This is a genomic window from Cytophagales bacterium (assembly GCA_019456305.1).
Lineage (GTDB): Bacteria > Bacteroidota > Bacteroidia > Cytophagales > VRUD01 > VRUD01.
Map to the genome: position 1 here is coordinate 1 of VRUD01000085.1, position 18,757 is coordinate 18,757.

At 35.9% G+C, this 18,757-nt stretch carries 13 protein-coding genes; 2 read left to right on the forward strand and 11 right to left on the reverse strand.

Features of this window, described 5'->3' with window-relative positions:
* Positions 1-94: 94 nt before the first annotated feature.
* The 3 genes from FVQ77_14925 to FVQ77_14935 form a co-directional block, all read right to left on the reverse strand.
* Positions 95-886 (reverse strand): undecaprenyl-diphosphate phosphatase, encoded by a 792-nt coding sequence (locus tag FVQ77_14925; GenBank protein ID MBW8051598.1) that lies wholly within the window; start codon positions 884-886, stop codon positions 95-97.
* A gap of 141 nt (positions 887-1,027) precedes the next feature.
* Positions 1,028-1,282: a DUF3098 domain-containing protein gene (locus tag FVQ77_14930; GenBank protein ID MBW8051599.1), complete on the reverse strand. Its 255-nt coding sequence runs from the start codon at positions 1,280-1,282 to the stop codon at positions 1,028-1,030.
* A gap of 266 nt (positions 1,283-1,548) precedes the next feature.
* Positions 1,549-2,448 (reverse strand): ABC transporter permease, encoded by a 900-nt coding sequence (locus FVQ77_14935; GenBank protein MBW8051600.1) that lies wholly within the window; start codon positions 2,446-2,448, stop codon positions 1,549-1,551.
* Between the two features lie 339 nt (positions 2,449-2,787).
* Here FVQ77_14935 and FVQ77_14940 point away from each other — a divergent pair, with 339 nt between their 5' ends.
* Positions 2,788-4,845, forward strand: coding sequence for a SpoIIE family protein phosphatase (locus FVQ77_14940; GenBank protein MBW8051601.1), 2,058 nt, complete (start codon positions 2,788-2,790; stop codon positions 4,843-4,845).
* Positions 4,846-5,207: 362 nt separating this feature from the next.
* Here the strand turns inward: FVQ77_14940 and xseB are convergent, their stop codons facing one another.
* The 5 genes from xseB to FVQ77_14965 form a co-directional block, all read right to left on the reverse strand.
* The gene (gene xseB / locus FVQ77_14945) at positions 5,208-5,408 is read right to left on the reverse strand and encodes an exodeoxyribonuclease VII small subunit (GenBank protein ID MBW8051602.1); all 201 of its coding nucleotides are present in this window, start codon (positions 5,406-5,408) and stop codon (positions 5,208-5,210) included.
* A gap of 83 nt (positions 5,409-5,491) precedes the next feature.
* Positions 5,492-6,904 carry an exodeoxyribonuclease VII large subunit gene (locus tag FVQ77_14950; protein ID MBW8051603.1) on the reverse strand — a complete coding sequence of 471 codons (1,413 nt, stop codon included), beginning with the start codon at positions 6,902-6,904 and terminating at the stop codon, positions 5,492-5,494.
* Between the two features lie 310 nt (positions 6,905-7,214).
* Positions 7,215-7,736: a hypothetical protein gene (locus FVQ77_14955; GenBank protein MBW8051604.1), complete on the reverse strand. Its 522-nt coding sequence runs from the start codon at positions 7,734-7,736 to the stop codon at positions 7,215-7,217.
* Positions 7,737-7,775: 39 nt separating this feature from the next.
* Positions 7,776-9,539, reverse strand: a complete 1,764-nt coding sequence (locus FVQ77_14960; GenBank protein ID MBW8051605.1) for a T9SS type A sorting domain-containing protein — start codon at positions 9,537-9,539, stop codon at positions 7,776-7,778.
* A 93-nt stretch (positions 9,540-9,632) separates the two neighbouring features.
* Positions 9,633-10,841, reverse strand: a complete 1,209-nt coding sequence (locus FVQ77_14965; GenBank protein ID MBW8051606.1) for a hypothetical protein — start codon at positions 10,839-10,841, stop codon at positions 9,633-9,635.
* A gap of 350 nt (positions 10,842-11,191) precedes the next feature.
* On the opposite strand from FVQ77_14965, the gene FVQ77_14970 reads away from it, so the two are divergent.
* Positions 11,192-15,733, forward strand: coding sequence for a CHAT domain-containing protein (locus tag FVQ77_14970; GenBank protein MBW8051607.1), 4,542 nt, complete (start codon positions 11,192-11,194; stop codon positions 15,731-15,733).
* A gap of 99 nt (positions 15,734-15,832) precedes the next feature.
* Here FVQ77_14970 and FVQ77_14975 read toward each other — a convergent pair whose 3' ends face one another.
* From FVQ77_14975 to FVQ77_14985, 3 genes are all read right to left on the reverse strand, one after another.
* Positions 15,833-16,243 carry a hypothetical protein gene (locus tag FVQ77_14975; protein MBW8051608.1) on the reverse strand — a complete coding sequence of 137 codons (411 nt, stop codon included), beginning with the start codon at positions 16,241-16,243 and terminating at the stop codon, positions 15,833-15,835.
* A gap of 63 nt (positions 16,244-16,306) precedes the next feature.
* On the reverse strand, positions 16,307-17,779 hold the full coding sequence (locus FVQ77_14980) for a PDZ domain-containing protein (GenBank protein MBW8051609.1): 1,473 nt from the start codon (positions 17,777-17,779) through the stop codon (positions 16,307-16,309).
* A gap of 82 nt (positions 17,780-17,861) precedes the next feature.
* A complete protein-coding gene (locus tag FVQ77_14985) occupies positions 17,862-18,674 on the reverse strand; it encodes a hypothetical protein (GenBank protein ID MBW8051610.1) in 813 nt (270 codons plus the stop codon).
* Positions 18,675-18,757: the final 83 nt, after the last annotated feature.

The following is an 18,757-nucleotide window of genomic DNA, read 5'->3' on the forward strand; positions in this document are numbered from 1 at the left end:
CCATATAACCATTTGTTGATTAATAACGAAAGAATCTATTTATTACAAATTAATGTTGCAAAACTAAATTGTTGCTATACTAGTACTTCCCCACCTAACTCCCAACCGTCACCGCAATGATCCCTACAATAAAACAATAAATAGCGAACCAAATCAATTTACCTTTTTTAACAATATCAAGCATCCATCTGCAAGCTACTAGACCTGACAAAAAAGCAGCTATAAAACCAAATAGCAATGCACTTACGCTGATCGCAGGGTATAGGTCAGGGGATTGTATGTAATCTTTCATTTTTAAGAAAACAGCGCCAAAAATAGGGATCAGTACCATTAAAAAGGAAAATCGTGCAGCCTTTGGCCGCTTTACTCCCAATAACAATGACGTGGCAATTGTAGCCCCCGAACGGGAAATTCCAGGCAAGATGGCTACTGCCTGCGCGGCACCGATAATAATTGATTTGAGAAATGTGACATCCCCTTTTTGTTTAATTCTTAATCCCGTCAATGAAAGAAATAATGAAGTAATAATTAACATAAAACCAACCAAAACCGCATTACCTTCAAAGAAGGGTTCTAATTTTTTTTCAAAAAGAAGGCCAACTATACCGACAGGAATAATTGAAATAAGGATCTTTACGGCAAAAACGGTACCTTCATTCCATTCAAATAGAAATACATCCAAAATAATTCTAACGATGTCTTTCCTGAAAACAATAATGGTACTTAGTGCCGTAGCTGCATGTACGACCACTGAAAACAGCAAGTTATTTTTTACATTCAGATGCAACAATACAGCGCCAAGCTCAATATGGCCGCTGCTGCTGACTGGTAAAAACTCGGTAAGACCCTGAATAATACCCAGAATTATTGCGTCAATTATGCTCATAGAAGAAAAGCCCACCCTCTAACTCCCCTGAATCGGAGAAACGGGGAAGGGGAGAAACGGAGAAACGGGGAAGGCAAGTCACCGATTCACCGGTTCGCCCATTCACCATTTCGAGAAGGAATGAAGGGGGCTTTTAGGCATTTATTTTTTTTCCTTATACATTATAGCAAAAAATTCAATGATAAAACCTATCATGATCAGAATAGGCGCTACGGTTAAGGTCAGAGTATTAAAGCCAAATTCGGCTTTTTCAAACCCTATCAAATCTGCTATCCAGTTTGACAAAGCCATGGCGATATATCCTGCAAGAAGAAAAGCAATCCCGAGTATCATCAGGATATAATTTTTTTTGCCAAAGATCAGTTTATTTGTATCTTTTGTTTTTTGGGGTTTCATAATTAAAATGTATCGAAATTTAAAAATTTTAAATGAAATTTGTATTCAAAACTATTCTTTGTGCTCTTAATGAACAGCTACTGGGCTCTGGTTACTGGGTTCTGGATTATTTGCTTTAGGCAGGCAGGTTGGTAATTCTTTCTGACATTATTCACTACCATCACCCAGTACCCAGTGCCCAGTACCCAGTAACTAACTTATTATTTTTACTTTATCCCGAGTACTAGAGACTAATTTTATTTTAATTAACTTACTTTGTTATGTTCTTAATAGAGTTCATCCAACGACATTTTTAAATATTTATTGACAGCACGATACGAGCTGAATAATCCGATCACTATGCCTGTTATTACCAAAAATGCCATTATTATCGCCAGCTCTCTTGTATTCTGCAACACCACTAATTCTTCTAATTGAGTATTGGCATATTGCAGTAAGCACAGTAGCAGAAAAGATGCGATCATGCCGCTGATAAACCCCTGGTATGCAGCTCTGCTAAGAAATGGCCTTCGTATGAATGAAGCAGTAGCTCCTACCAACTGCATGCTTCTTATCAGGAACCTTTGGGAAAACATAGCCAGTTTAATAGTATTGTTTATCAGCACAACAATGGTTATTAACAGCACTGAAGTGATCCCCAATAAAACAATCCCGATCTTTTGCATGTTTTTGTTTATTGCTTCCACAACGTTTTCACGGTATTCTACTTCATATATGCCATGGATATTTTCCAGGTCACTCTTAATCCTGCTCATTTTCGCAGATACGAAGTACATAGGTTTTATATTGATCAGAAGTGCATCTCTGAGCGGGTTTTGTCCAAGAAAGGATACAAAATCATCTCCTGCTTCCTTCATGAATTTTTCAGCAGCCTGCTCTTTTGAAACATATTCTATCTGCGGGATGTCGTTTTTTTTTACAATATATTTTTTTACTGACAGTATTTTTTTGATCTTAATTCTTTCGTTATCGGAGATGTGCTTATGTAGATAAATATGCATGCCGATATTCTCTTTTACAACCCCTGAAAGTTTGTTGGCATACAGTAACATCACGCCAAAAAGCCCGATCACAAACAGCGCCAGGGTAATACTAAGTATCACCATCCCGTTTGGATAACTACCAAGGTTTTTTTTTCGTTTGTAAATGGGTTTTTTTTTTGACATGCCTTTTAATTAAAATACAAATCTAAGGATTTAATTTGGATGTAAGTAAAATTATTCCGTTTTTTCAGTTTTTACAGGTGATATTGTTATGTGATTAAGAACTTAATTTCATAAATTGATTAAAAAGGACATAATTTTAGGTGTTTTTTAATTAAGATAAAAGTCGGCAGTCGGCAATCGGCAGTCCGCAGTCTCCAAAAAACAATTGCCGACTGCCGATTGTGGACTGCCGACTGCCGACTGCCGACTGCCGATTTGATACTTTATATAAAGTAAAAAGAAATAAAGAAATCCAGATAATAAACATTGACATGCCAGAGGCTGTTAAAAAATTCCGATATGTTTAAATATTGCTTTTGTTGCGCTATTTGGCTGCAAATACTATCTCTACAAGCCCAAACTGTAGTAAATATAGATAGTCAAACAGGACGATTTGACCTCAATGGAAAAGTAAAATACCTGGAAGATCCAAATGGAAAATTGACTATTGATGAAATAAATTTATTTTCTACTGAATGGCAAAAAGCGGAAAAAACCTTGAATTTCGGCTACACTACTTCTGCATATTGGATAAAGTTTAAAGTATCATTTGCCAGCCATGTGAATGAACGCTGGCTGCTGGAAGTAGGTTACCCGGTGCTTGATGATGTTCAATTTTATTACAAACATCCAACTATAGAAAATAACAGATGGCAAGTTGTAAAAACAGGTGAATTGCTTCCCTTCAGGCAAAGAGAAACCTTATACCGTAATTTCCTTTTCCACCTGCCATTGCAAGCCGATAGTGAACAAACCTTCTATCTACGAGTATCGGCTGAAAGCTCATTGCAAATCCCACTTACCCTTTGGTCACAAAAGACCTTCTCTGAAAAGATAAACACAGAAAATTACGTATTGGGTATCTATTATGGAATTATTCTGGCCTTGGCGCTGTATAATTTTTTCTTATTTATTTCGGTAAGAGACAAAAGTTATTTGTTCTATGTTCTTTTCATCGCTACATTAGGAATACTACAGATGACCCTCAATGGCCTTGCCAAAGAACATCTATGGCCCAATAGTAGTTGGTGGTCCAATCACGGTGTTTTGATCTTTGTGTCTTTCGTTAGTTTATGGCTAAGCTTATTTGTAAAATCTTTTTTGCAAACCAGGATCAACACACCAAAACTCCACCTGTTTTTCCACCTGACAACCGGTACTTCATTCATAGTAATAATCATGTCTTTACTGGCTCCTTATACCATCTCAGCAAAGTCGTCTATTCTTCTCATTGCCATTACCCTTGTGGCAGCCATATTGACTGGCATTATTTCCCTTATTAAGGGGTATCGCCCTGCACGCTATTATGTAATTGCCTGGGCAGTGCTCGTAACGGGCGGACTAACCTATGCACTAAAGCAATATGGTATCTTACCAAGGTTGTTTATCACAGAATACGGCATGCAATTCGGCTCTACCATTGAAGTCATTCTCCTTTCTCTGGCATTGGCTGACAGGATTAACATACTCAAGAAAGAAAAAGAAGAAGCTCAGGACAAAGCCATGGATAAACTTGAAGAAAAAGTAAAAGAACGTACAGCAGAAGTGGTAAAGCAAAAAGAGATCATTGAAGTAAAAAACAAAGACATAACCGATAGTATTCGCTATGCCAAAGAAATACAGGAAACGATACTCCCAAAAGTTGAAAAAATTGCAGAAATACTGCCGGAGAGTTTTATATTATTCAAACCAAAAGACATCGTAAGTGGAGATTTCTACTGGGCAGCCCAAACAAAAAACAATAAAGTGATTTGGGTAGCAGCAGATTGTACAGGACACGGAGTACCGGGCGCATTTATGAGTATAATGTGCTACACCCTGCTCAATGAAGTAGTGAAAGATAAAGACATTACAGAACCAGCCCAAATACTTGATGAGCTAAAAATGCACATCATAAATGAGTTAAATCAATCAGGAGAAATGGGAGCGATTTCAGACGGTATGGACATATCACTGTGTGTGTTGCATAAAGATACGAATAAATTGGAATTTGCGGGGGCGTATAACCCGCTTTATCTCATTCGGAAAGGTGAATTGATTGAGATAAAAGCAGACAGACAAACAGTAGGTTATCAGTATGGTAAAGTCCAGCCATTCACCAATCACGAAATACAACTACAAAAGGGAGATACACTATACACCTTTTCAGATGGCTATGCAGATCAATTTGGCGGAGACGATAACCAGATAGCCGGAAAATGGAAAAAGTTTAGTAAGACCAGGTTTAAGGAATTAGTGTTGTCATTACAGCAAAAATCTATGATGGAGCAAAAAAAAATACTTGATAAAACCATAGAAAATTATAAGGAGAATTTAGAGCAGTTAGATGATATTTTAGTAATTGGTGTGAGGATTTGAGCGCGGGGAGCAGGCAGAAGGGAGTGCTTAATTGTATAAATAATCTATATAATTGAATTTAAGTCCAAAGTCCCAAGCCCCAAATTCCAAGTAAAAAGTAAAAAGTAAAAAGTAAAAATATGGAGGCAGTTTTTTACTTTTTACTTTTTACTTTTTACTTGGGGCTTGGAATTTGAGACTTGGAATTTTTTGCCTGTTCATTTTCTGTGCTGTTTTTTATCCTTTGAATTTGGGTCTTGGGACTTGGAACTTGGGACTTGGGGCTTTTCCCCGCCTCAAAACCTGTTTGCAAATCAATAGAAAACTTACGCAACTAAACAGGAGCATGGCGTGCCCCCCTGCTCCATGCCCCTTGCTCCCCGTTATTTCTTCTCCAGCCTCGACAAAGCCTTATTAAATTCTTCTTCTGTTGATCTCAGCCTGTTCTGGCAAAATTCAATAAGCTCTGCTGCCCGTTTCACTTTGTTGGTGAGGTCATCTAAACCGATCTTTTCGTCTTCAATGTCGTGGACGATATTTTCTAATTCTTCAAATGCTTTTTTATATGTTAAACTTTTGTTCATCTGCTTGTTCTTGCCACATAGACACGAAGACACTAAGTTACACAAAGTTTTTTTAAAAAATCTGTGTGATCTGTGCAACTAAATTATCTTTGTGTTTCTTTGTGTCTTTGTGCCTTGGTGGCAAGGATTTTTTTTGTTATTCTGCTTTCAATTATACTATTTTTTAGAATGGTCTTCATATCCGAACCCAATTTTAATAAGTCAGGGTTTGTTAATATTTTATTTTTGAACAAAACAACTGCATAGCCCCTTGCCAGTACATTGTTTGGGTTTAAATGCCTTACAATTGTAACAAAATTATCAAGCTTATATTTGCTCAGCGTCAGAAAATTTTTCGTGGTGGATTTAAACTGCAAAGTAATTTCATTTAATGCATCTCTATTTTTAATAAGCCGATCTGCTGTACTTTCAAATAAGCGGGTTTTTAATCCAATAATTTGTTCTTCAAAAAGCTGATTATGTGCAATGATCTCTGCTGCTGCTTTTGTTGGTGTTTTCACCGAAAGGTTAGACATCAGGTCTGCAATACTTACATTTCTCTCGTGCCCGATACCTGTTATCACCGGAATAGTGTAACCCGCAATGGTTTTCCCGATGTTATATGTATCAAAAGAGCGGAAATCAAGCTGGGAGCCGCCACCTCTTACAATTACCACCACATCATATTTGATTGTTGATCCTATGATCTTTTCTAATTGGCCGATTATTAATTGATCAGCATTTTGTCCCTGTATTTGCGTTAAATAATCATCAATAAAAAATTTGTAACCATTCCTGTTGGCTGTAAGCTCGTGGACAAAGTCATTATAGCCATCAGAATTGGGTGCGGAGATCAATGCAATTTTTTGTATAACTATTGGAAGCTGAAGTTTTTTATTAAAAGTAAAGTATTCCCCGTCAACACAGGAAACTGTTTTGGGATTATCTTTGACTAATTTGTCTAATATTTCCTGTTTTTCAAGCTCAATTTTGCCTAATGTATAGGAATGGTCAATCTCGAGTATTTCAAGGTTCAGCCGTCCGTATTTAGCTGAAAAAGTCACCCTGACCTTTAAAAGGACCTCTATATTTTTTTCAAACTTTCTTCCGGTTACGCTTTCAAAATTTCCGATAATGTGATAGTTCTGTCTCCAGATCACCGCTTCAATCTGAGCGATAACAGCCCCCCTACCAGCCCCCCTGCCTCCCGCAATGCTGGCCCGATGTCCACTGGACATCGTCCTCCCCGAAGGGGGGACTTTTCCATCGCTTTTGCTATCCCATTTTCCTTTGGGAAGTGGGGTTGGGAAGTCCCCCCTTTGGGGGGATTTAGGGGGGCTTGGAGTTAGGGGGGGGCTGTCTTTTTCTAATAATTTCAAAAAACACCATCCTTTTTGATAGTAATTTCTTATATCGGAAGTTTCGGCAACGATCCAAAATAGTTTATTGTCGAACTTCTCGTAAAGCGTGTCTTCAATTAAGTAAACTAATTCTGAGAGTTTAATGTGTTGGGGCATGGCGGGGGAAAAGTTCAAAGTTTACCCTATGAAATGGAAGAAATTCCACAGGGTGAAAAGTTTTAGGTTCAAGGTTACGTATTTCGATCAAAGACAGGAGGGCATTTAAAGCCGGATTCCTTTCTTCACACACAAAGATAGTGAAAAAGCGATAAACTGTCACCACGTTAGTCCATTTTCAAATAGACATACAGTCTTTTTGGGTAGGGTTTTTGACATATCGGTTAAGATAGCTATTTTCTTACAACCGAAAATTTATGAGAAGCCGTATAATCTTTGGTGGTGATGGTGCAGAAATAAAGACCAGTACTTAACCTGGCAACCATCCTACAGTAACGTTTATAAAATTTAGAGAATCAAGATAGATAGAATCATTATTGTTATTATAGAAATATATATCTTCTAATTTAACAGTTGTTTTATAAGTTTCATTAATTACAGTATTTTTTTTAGAGATAACTATATTTACTTTCCCTTTTTTTGCAACCCATTTATCTTTGACCTGAATAGTATTGACTACATCATTGCAGTAATAAATTTCGGTAACATTTTTTGAAAACAACTCAACATAAACACTCAAACCTGAACTTTTTTGTTCTATATCAAAAACTTTATTAAGCGTATCTAAATTAAGTGTGTCTTTTGAAGCTTTAATAACAATAGATTCTGTATAATTGTTATTAAATTTATATATAATTATATTACTGCAACCAAAACTGGTATCAGTATATGAAAGTCTTGGGATCTCTTTATTTATAGGTTCATTATTTCCTTCCTTCTTATTACAACTTATATTGATAAATATTAATATAAGCAAATAGACAAATTTCATAAACAGATTATTCGGGATAGACATAAATTGTTCAAATTATTAATTTAGTTTAATCATTGTTTTAGACAGCAAATTATTTGATGTTTTAAGAGTATAATAATATATACCATTAGGTAGGTTTGTAGCATCAAAATCAACTTTATATCTACCTCTTTGTTGGTAATCCTTATCTATTATGGTTGCAACTTCTTTACCAAATATATTAAATATACTAAGTTTAATTAGACCAGAATTTTTAATTAAATATTCAATAATTGTATTTGTATTAAATGGATTTGGATAATTAATTAGAAGATTATTTTCTAAAAATTTTTCAGGATCATTTTTAATAATAAATTCATTGTTATTATTAGATAAATTTTCTATCTCATTATTTGATCCAGCAACTCTGAGAATAGGATCATCAGCACATGTACCTATAAAAGCATAAAGTTCACCTTCAACAATTAAATCTGTAATAATTATTTCTTGTCCAGCACGATAAGTCACTGATGCTCCATTTTCGATAATATTATTTGTTTCTATTGTTAAGGTGTTTGTAGCTGAAGCATGTGCAATCATGTCAGCAGAAACAGTCTCATTAGAAATCGTTAAGTTAGTTGGAGTGGTGATGAATTCGGATACAGTAACAGATGTTTCGTCCAGTACCCTTGCATTGTCTTGCGTACTGGTAGTACCCATGGCAACGCCGCCATAAGTAACACCTGGATTAGACCAATATTGAATTCTTGAGGTGGTGCCAGGGCATCCGTATGACATAATAGTTCTCCAACTGTCAGTAGGATAACAATATCCGTGTCCATAGGCATAAGGTGTTGTATTGGCATCAATTTCAGTATTATGCCTGCATCCATGAAGGTGACCTATTTCATGTCCAAAAGAATAGTAACCCGTGGCACAGGTATAGTGAACGATACAAAAAGCGGTACTTGTGTTTGCGAGAATAGCAGAAGCTATTCCACAATATGTTGGTTCATTCTCTATTAGAACACAAATATCTGCAGAATAAATATCTCTCAATGTATGAATCTCATCCATAAAGCCATCCGAGGGGGTTCTGAATCTGGTCAAATCTGTGCTTAGACCAGTCTCCGTATAACTAACTTGATAACTACGAACAAGTCTGACACGATGCGTTACACCGCTATTAACAAAGGATTGATTTGTTTCATCAACTGCCAGTTGTATGAGCGAAAATATATTTCCTACTGCGGCGGCAACTGAAGCTGTATAAGCAACCAGTAGTCTAATTTGACAATCATCAATACTTGCTTGGCTGGGTGGAATAATCGGGTTTATCTGGTTTTGAATAATTTCAAATTCAGGCGGATGATTTTCAGGAAAGAAATTTTGATCCACTTGAATTATAGCCTGAACACCATTTCCCAGTGGTGTAATCCGGTACAAATCTGTATTAACTCTAACTGTACCTGTGATATCACTACCTTGGACCACAAGGATTATGCTACCTGTGGTATCTTGTATAGTACCAAACCAAGTAAAGTCATTGTCACTTCTAATTTCTTTCCTGTCTTTAATTGCAACAATGTTTACGTCGGAAAAGAGATTTAGGGTAATAGTATCTTGATTTAATAGCCCAAAATTAATCTCAGCACATCTATGGCGAGATGTTGTAGGATTTTGTTGGATGGGATTTAAAAGATTAAGTTGGCTTCCGGAAAGTTGTGTTTCGTCAAAAGGGACAAAAATATCGCTTTGAGCCGTTACAGTAAATGAATATCCGACACTTATTATCAAAAAGAGTGATAAATAAAAAAGTCTTTTGGGCTTATAATTGTTCATTTTGAAATCAGTTTATAGTTTTCATTATTATGTAATAGATTCCACACAATCCGGAATACTAATTATTTTCGGTTTAATTCCAGCACACCTACTCTATTTTTCCTCCAAAGCAACAATCCGCTCCACAAGCATATCAACTTTATGATTTAACGCTTTATTTTCTTTTTCCAGCGTGCCAATTTTCATTTCCATTGCATTATCATTCTCAAAAAGATTATCAACGGCATCATTCAATCCTTGAAGCGCTTTGTCAAAATCAAACAAATGAAGAAATATCTCCTCGATTTTTTTAAGCAGCGTGGTAAACATATTACTCACATTTAACCCTTCTTTTATCATTTCTTTTGCTGACTCAACTCCCGGTAAATGGTGGTACTTTTCTGTGAAATCTTTAACAACGCTCAGCTCATCTTTTTTATAGCCTTCATAAAACACGTAATCACAGCCGCCACCTGTAAGATTTACCCTTAGTGTACAAGCTCTGACGGTGCCAGCAACATCAACTTTGTATAGAGGGCTCATTCCAAAGCCAACATCTCCACCGCCATTCACCAAAACAACATCATTACTGGAATTAGCATTCAGAAACAGCGTAACATTGGCATCAATCTCATTACCGTCAAGGAGCATATGTTGGGTATTATTATTAGAGCTAATTTTTATCGGAGCAATGGTACCATCATTGTCTGGACCCACAACGTGCAGTTTAGCTCCCGGACTCGTCGTATTTATGCCGAGGTTGCCATTTGGCAGCATGGTCATTTTAGTATTACTTGACCCAAAAGACGTCCAGGAGAAAAGCGGGCGGGTTTGAACAGGTGCACCTACCCTGCGTGCATCAAATGTAACTACCGGTCTTGTACTATCGTCATTTGCAGGAAGAATTTCTCCAAGTATAAATAATGCCGTTCGGTTGTCGGTTTCATGATGCCCCCTAAGAACTGGGATATATTGACCTGGTAAAAACGTTCCGTTAACTATTTCAAAAAAATCACCTGGTGCATCAGATAGTTGTGTTCGAATTATTTTTTCTAAAGGTGTAGGGAAAGTAGTACCGGAGTCTAAAATGTCTAATTTTGCCGTTGTGCTATCAACGCCTATGCCGACATTATCATATATTTCCCAGCATAAACGGATATCTGATCCGGATTTCTGCCATGCATCCATGGCTGTTTGATTACAAGCTTTTCCAAAGCCGTTATGGAGTGGTGTTTTCGGTATCGGAACACCTACCAGACCATACACACTTACGCTTATTAGCGTAAAGCATACTGCAAACGAAAGTAATTTTAAAGTTTTCATAATAATTGGTTTGTTTAAAGAAGCATCAAAGATAACGAAATATACAAATTCGTATCAAGTTTTTTGGCAATTATTTTCCGTTTGTAAACATTGAATATCGGTTAGCAGCTTAAATATTGATTTTTTGTAGTTGTTTTTTTTAGCTGCCTGATACAATTATGTGTCAAATTTTTTACCTGTAAAGAATAATTTTTCATTGTAATTCTGATATTTATTTTGCAATATGGGTGATTTATGTACTAAAGCCAAATTTTTTTGCGATTTTTGTATTATGAATAATTATTAGTTTTTATCTATTTCCATTTTTATAGTTAAATTTGACGGTCTGTATTTATTCACTGTTATCAGCAATGATCAATCACCAAACCATTGGAGAATTACGAAGTACGAAATACGAAGTACGAAATTCTTCATTCTTCATTCTTCATTTGTCATTCGTATTTCGTAATTTGTTTATCTTGCTTCTTCTTTTAGCTAAATTTTCTGACAGCCAATGTCAGAATAATTATAAAGAAACAAAAAAAATCAGGAAAGCCCTTGCTAAAATGGAACGAAACTTTGCCCGGGGTGACTATAAGATAGCGCTGAGCATAAGTGATAACCTTATCAATCCCCTGGAGGAAGTTTCAATCATTGATGATAATGCTGCTGCCCTTCTGGCTCAAATATATCTCTCCCAGGCGAAGTATTTAACGGCTTTGGGAAACTTTTCTCAAGCTAAAGAAAAAATGATAAAAGGATTGGAAATTTTAACTCAAAGGGAGAAGTCCCCCCTTCGGGGGGATTTAGGGGGACTGTATTACAAAGGATTAATACAGGCAACGGAAATGTATTTATTAGCACATAATTATCGTAAAGCGGGAACACAGATTATAAAGATTATAAACACAGATTTGAACACAGATTTAAGAGATAAGATCAAATTTTTGGCGGTAAAAATAAATTATCACAAAGGTAACTTGAATGAAGCTTCAGAAGTGATTGCTGATATTATTGCATACAGGGAAAGTAAGGTCGTAAAAAAAATTCAGGTGAAAGACCCAAAGTCTGGCGAAATGAAATGGAAAAAATTAGCTACAAAACAGTTAAAGCAAAGAAAAAGAGCATTTGCTGCGGCTTTAAACCTTTCAGGGAATATTTATCGTAAAAAAGGTGATTATCAAAAGTCGGATTCTATTTTAAATACAGCCAACATCTGGATCAGTAAAAATCTGAATAAAAAAGACATCTCTTATGTTGATAATTTACATGCAATGGCACAATTATATGATGACCAGGAACAACATTCTACTGCTGCGAAATTATACCAAAAAGCAATAAAAGCATCAGATAAAAAAGCAGGGTTGAGGTATAAAAATTCTCACGTTACTTACCTTGATATCCATGAGCATTGGGTCAGAAGCTACATTAATAATAACGAGTATAGTAAAGCCAAAACAGTGCTGAACAGATTGTTGCCCAGGATTGCTTTATATTATAGTAAAGACAATTTTCATTTTGTAAAAATAAGACGGCTTGATGCTGAAATATCAATGTCAAGGGGTAATCTATCAAAAGCTGAATCGGAGTTAGAGGAACTGCTTAATTTCAATGGCCTGCCTTCACTTCCCCCCGAGTACTCGGGGGGATCTCAGCTTCGCTCCGAAAAGCATAGGCAGCCACGACTGGCTGACAAAACTTCAGACCGGACTGCAATGCTGCCCGGTGATTATCTGGAACTCTCAAAAGTGTACTACCTTTTATATGAAATATATCTTAAAACAGACCGGTTCAAAAAAGCGGGGGATTGTCTTAAAAAGCTATTAGAGATCGGAAACAATATATATGGAAACGATGCTCCTGATTATCATATCACCAAATTAAGACAAGCCGACTTTTTTGTAAATTATACCAGCGAATTTAAAAAAGCTGAGAAAATATATAATACCAGTTTTTTCAAAACTATAGATAAGCAGTTGCATCCCCATCACAAAGATTATATTACTTTTTTAAATCATATCTCAAAACTTTATGAATTAATGGAAAAATATTCGCTCGCCAAGGATAATTTGAATACAGCTTGCGAGATAGCATTTAATAAATATGGCTCTGTAGATATTCATTATGTTGCTCAATTAGAGAAATTAGCAAGCCTCTATATAAAAACAGGGGAATATAAAAAAGCAGAAAACTATATCGGGACAGCTTTAAACCACCTCAAAAGCATAACCGGCCAACTTAGTATCGAACATTCAAAAGTTCTGGAAACATTAGCCCGTTTATATACTGTTATGGGCAAGTACGATGAAGCAGAGAAAACCCTGAATTTATCATCTAAAATCGCTAAAAGTACAGATAACAAGCGAGTATTGATGACACAAAATATAGATGACCTCACTGCGCTTTACCTTAAAACAGGCAGGTACTTTCAAACGGAGAAATTGCTTAAAGAAGCCATCGAACAAAGAGAAATGATATATGGAGAATCCCATCTCTCACTGATCAACCCAATTAATTTATTAGGCAATTTGTACTTGATCACAGGCAATTATAATGAATCGGAAAAATTGTTAAACCGGGGTACTAACTTGGCTTCTAAAATTGTGGGAGATACTTCGGTGAAATATACAGAAGGGCTGAAGCACCTCAGCAGACTTTATTCACGTATGGGTGACTATGATAAAGCTGAAACTATGGCACAGCACGTATTAGATATCCAAACAAAAAAACTTGGGAGAGATCATGCAGCCATTGCAGACGCCTTGACAGACCTGGCTCTTGTCAGATTTTATAAAGGACAGGAAACAGCTAAAATAAAAGCCCTCCTGGAAGAAGCATTGGCTATTGTGAGAAATAATTTTGGAGAATCACATCCCCAATATGCTGAAGCGTTGAGAAATTTAGCGCTGCTTCATATAGAAAATAATAATTTTGCCCGGGCACTTGATCTCTTAAACTTTGCAAACCAGATATGGATACAAAAACTTGGTGAGAAGAATATTCATTCGGCAGATATTTCTTTATTAAAAGGCGCTATTTTCACAGAAAAAAGAGATTTTAAAAATGCAGAAAGCAATTATGTCAGCGCCAAATCCTATTATAGAAAGACTTTTAATAAATATCATCCTGATTATGCCAATTCTCTGAGTAAATTATCACAAATGTATTATATCAGTGGTAAAGCCAAGAAAGCAGTAAAAATTCTGGACGAAACAACAGATATATATTTAACCTTTATCAAAAAATACTTCCCGTCTTTGAGTGATAGAGAAAAAACAAAATTTTGGAACCATATCAAAAGTGACTTTGAATTCTATAAAACACTTGCAATAAAATTTAGAGAAGAAAATCCAAAATTAATTTGTAATGTCTATAACCATACCCTCGCAATAAAAGCTATATTATTAAACGCTTCCATAAAAGTAAGAGAAAGGATATTAAATAGCGGGGATACGGAATTGATCGGTAAGTACAAGGAATGGGTTAGTAAGAAAGAATTTTTAACCGGTATTCTTTCACTAAGTAACCAGGAGTTAAAAGAAAGCGGCATTGATGCTAATTCTCTTCTAAAAGAGACCGATTTTCTGGAAAAATACCTGAACGAAAGTTCCGGGTTATTTGCCGCAAATTATGAAAGTGTTAATTACACCTGGAAAGATGTCAGGGATAACCTGAATGAAAATGAAGTTGCTATTGAAATTGTCCGTTTCAGGTATTTTGATAAATCGTTTACAGACTCAATTCTTTATGCTGCATTAATTGTAAGCCCGCAAACAAAAAAAAATCCTGGTCTTGTGATCTTTGAAAATGGGAAACAATTAGAAACCAGGTATTTAAAATTTTACAGAAACAGTATAAAATTCAGGGCTGAAGATAAAAATTCATACCAGGTTTTCTGGGAGCCGATCAAAAATAAAATTGAGAAAACACAGAATACACAGATTGAGAATGTGACGGTATATTTATCAGCCGATGGCGTATACAACCAGGTTAACCTGGAAACAATGTCATCATCCACAGGGGATTATGTGATTGATGAAAATAACATCGTGCTTGTAAGCAATACCAAAGATATCATTCTAAACAAATTCAAACACCCCCCTCCCCCACTTAATAAGGAGGACGATAGCATCGTTTATCCCACAGCCCCGTCAACTGCTGCATTATTTGGAAATCCAAATTTTTTCGTAAACGCAAATTCAACCAAAGATAGCATTTTAGCTAATACGATTACAAAAGGGGACTTCATTGTTGCTACCTTTTCTCAACTTCCGGGAGCTGAAAGAGAAGTGAAGGAACTGAGTAAATTATTAAGGTCAAAGGACTGGCAAACTGGTTCTTACTTAAATTATGCCGCTACCGAACAAAGAGTAAAAAACCTAAAAAGTCCCAGGATATTACATTTTGCAACGCACGGTTTTTTTATGAGTGATATAGAACAATTCTCCGGAACCGGTATTACAGAAATAAGTGAAAACAAATCCATTGAAAATCCATTGTTGAGGTCTGGCTTGCTGCTTTCAGGTGGCGGGGATCTGCTTAATTCTAAAACCAACTATGATTTTAATACTAAAAATGGCATTTTAACTGCCTGGGAAGCTATGAATCTGGACCTGGATAATACTGAGCTTGTAGTGTTGAGCGCTTGTGAAACTGGTTTAGGCGAAATTCAAACCGGTGAAGGGGTCTATGGTTTACAAAGGGCTTTTTTAGTTGCAGGAGCTAATACCGTAATGATGAGCTTATTTAAGGTATCTGATGAAATAATACCGGAATTGATGAAAATTTTTTACACAAAATGGCTCAATACCGGTGATAAACGCCAGGCATTTATCGAAGCTAAAAAGGAAATCAGAAAGAAATATAAGGATCCTTATTATTGGGGAGGGTTTGTGATGATTGGGCTGGATTAGAACGATTTTTGATTTTGTAAAAAAAATCTAAACAAAACAAGGATAAAAATGTTTGAAACAGTAGCAACTATATTATTTGTAATGGATAGAATAACATCTTTAATGATCATCTCTTAAACTGTATTTCGCATGAGTTACATTTATCTCATATAAGTAATTATCATTGCAACCAACTCCCAATGATAGTATTGCTGTTTTCCACCTTCCTTTGACATTGTATATATTCCAAATTTTGTCCTTGCCTGAAACATCTAACCTCTCATTTATCTGTATAATTGTGTCTTCTCCTGAACAATACATCGAATAATGTAACTCTATTCTCTTTCTGCTTAGAAGCCTGTCTCTCAACTGTATGTATTTCCATACTGCCAATTCAAAGTCATTTGTCATCCAACTTTTAGACTTCTCTAATCCCTTTATTAAATCCCTACACACCAAATTCTTTGTCATCTGACCAAAACTTGTCTCTACAATACTTAATAATAATAATAATGTTAATAATTTTTTCATAATCTTAAATTTTAAATCCTGTAAAGGTATACTCCTATTTAGGCACGACCCCGTAATGCCGTGTTACAGATCCTCCGACCTATCCCTCCCCTTCCCTACCCAGTTATCTTTCAATATCTGCTTGCTGCTCTTATCTGCTTTTTTCTTATCCATGATGATTTTTATGCCTCTATCAAGCTCAAGAATATGGTAATCTCCTGTATTATTTTCAATTGCATCTACCAGGTCTTTTAATGTGTTGATTTTTTTGCCGTTTGCAGATATTACAATTTGCTCATAATAATATTCATAACCGGTATTGTTTTCATGGGCAAGCACATTCGCGATCACGACTACCTGCTGCTGTTTTTGAGTTGGTTGAACGTAATCATAGCAATAAAGGTAGTTTGTGGGGTAATCTATACCACTTAGCTGATATTCAAAAAGCAGGTTTACTGTTAATGGCTGAAATACAAAACCATTATAGATGTAGTAGGCAGGAGGATCATCTAAGGGTATATAGGTAACAAGCGCAAATTTGCTGTAAGGCTGCGTTAGAAGGATAGTAAAATCTATGAGCTTTTTATCTCTAAGGATTTTAAGGGTTATTTCTTCTCCTAAAAATTTGTTTTGGATTACATATCCAAATGATGTCCATTCTTTTTCCCTGAATTCTATGGTGCCGGTATTGGTAATTTTATAACCACTAATGGATAGAATAACATCTTGGGGCATTAAAATATTTAAAGCCGGGGATGAAGGGAAAATGTTGGTGATAAGTATCCCAGTTTGCTTTTCAGACATACCATAGTAATGCCGCATATCAGGATTTTCCATATACTGAAAGTCAACACCTAAACCCGGTATCCCGTCATATTTACCGTCTTTGATATCCTCCAGGAAGTGATTGATCACAGGCGGCGGAATGATGTACCCGATATTTTCTGCATCATCCAGCGCCTGGAAAGCAATGCCGATGATCTTGTTGTTTGAAATGGCAGGACCACCGCTGTTTCCCGCATTTAGCGCTGCATCAACCTGGCAGGCGAGTAGCTTTCTATAGTTCGCGTAATAATCAATGTGCTCAAGAGTGGAAACAATACCTTTGGTTATGGTAAGCTGCTCATTTAGTTCCGGGAAGCCATAAACCGCTGCTTCATCTCCTATGTATGGCAGCTCACCTATTTCAGGCGGTGTAACACCTGCAAAAAAAGATTTGTCTTTAACCGTAAGTACAGCAAGGTCACATTCATAGGCTATATGTTTTACCTGTGCAAGATATTTTTGGGGTTGTCCGGAACGTTTTACCTGGATATACATAGCCTTGCCTACAACATGGGCATTTGTAAGTATAAGATTATCCTTAATAATACAACCTGAACCCTCAGCAGCTTCTCCAGGTGCGAGGTTCCAGGGTTGTGAATAACTGTAGTCAACGTAATGGACGTAGATTTTTACAATGTTTTCTTTTACTCCATTTTGGATGAACCCATTTTGAGCAAGTAAGGTAGTGCTGCAAAAAAATGTGATCAGGTGGATTTTAGATAATATTTTCATGATTGTAGTATTTATGTCTCTCGCAAAGCCCGGCACATAATTTATGTGCTGGACAAAGTCGCAATGACCGCAAAGAAAAAAATCACAAGCTTGCCAACGCCTGATCCAATTCCTCTGATGTCATTTGTTTAAATTCTAAATTTTTGATTTTGTTTCTGTGAAAGATATTTTTCTTTATTTCATGTTCTTTTATTGCATAAAATGGAATTTGATCTTCAAGTGATGAATTAAAGTGTTCTTTTTCATTTTTGGATTTTAACAGATACCCAATTCCTACTAATGTGATATGATCACCGGCAGAAAGATTGCCAAACTCAATCTTCTTGTTTTTTATTGTTGTACCGTTCATACTTGAGTTTTTATCATTAAAAAAAAGGCTTAAACCTGACTCATAGACATGTACAGTTGTAAGAACCAAATGGGTTGCTTCAACAAACCCTAAAGGTAAGTATACTCCATGCAATTTAGGGTTAGTATGGCCGGCAGGAATTGTATTAGTATGAATAAAAAACGATGGCTTATTATTTTTCTTTTTTACTATCAGTTTATAGTCACGCAGTTTATAGTCACGACTTCTAAAATAGCGATCACAATTAAACCATCCGAAACCGAAACCTTTATTAATCTTTACTTTATATTTCTTATTTTTATAATCGGTTGCGATATTTCCACTTTTGAGTAATCTCCATTTTGAACGACTTATTTTATATAATTGCATCCCTTCTTTTATTTCATCAGCAGGTATTTCAACATCTATATATTGCCCCTCTTTAAGCGTCAATCTTTGCCCATTTATGGTTGGATCAATATAAAACATACCACCAGATTCCAATAAATTTCCTTCTGTATCAACGGTTGTCAAACCCGATAATATCATATCTTTTTTAGTAAACACTTCCTTCAATTCAATTTTAACTGCATTAGTAACTTCATTTCCATCAGAAGTGAGAAGGCTATTAGCCGGGATTGTGATCCTTG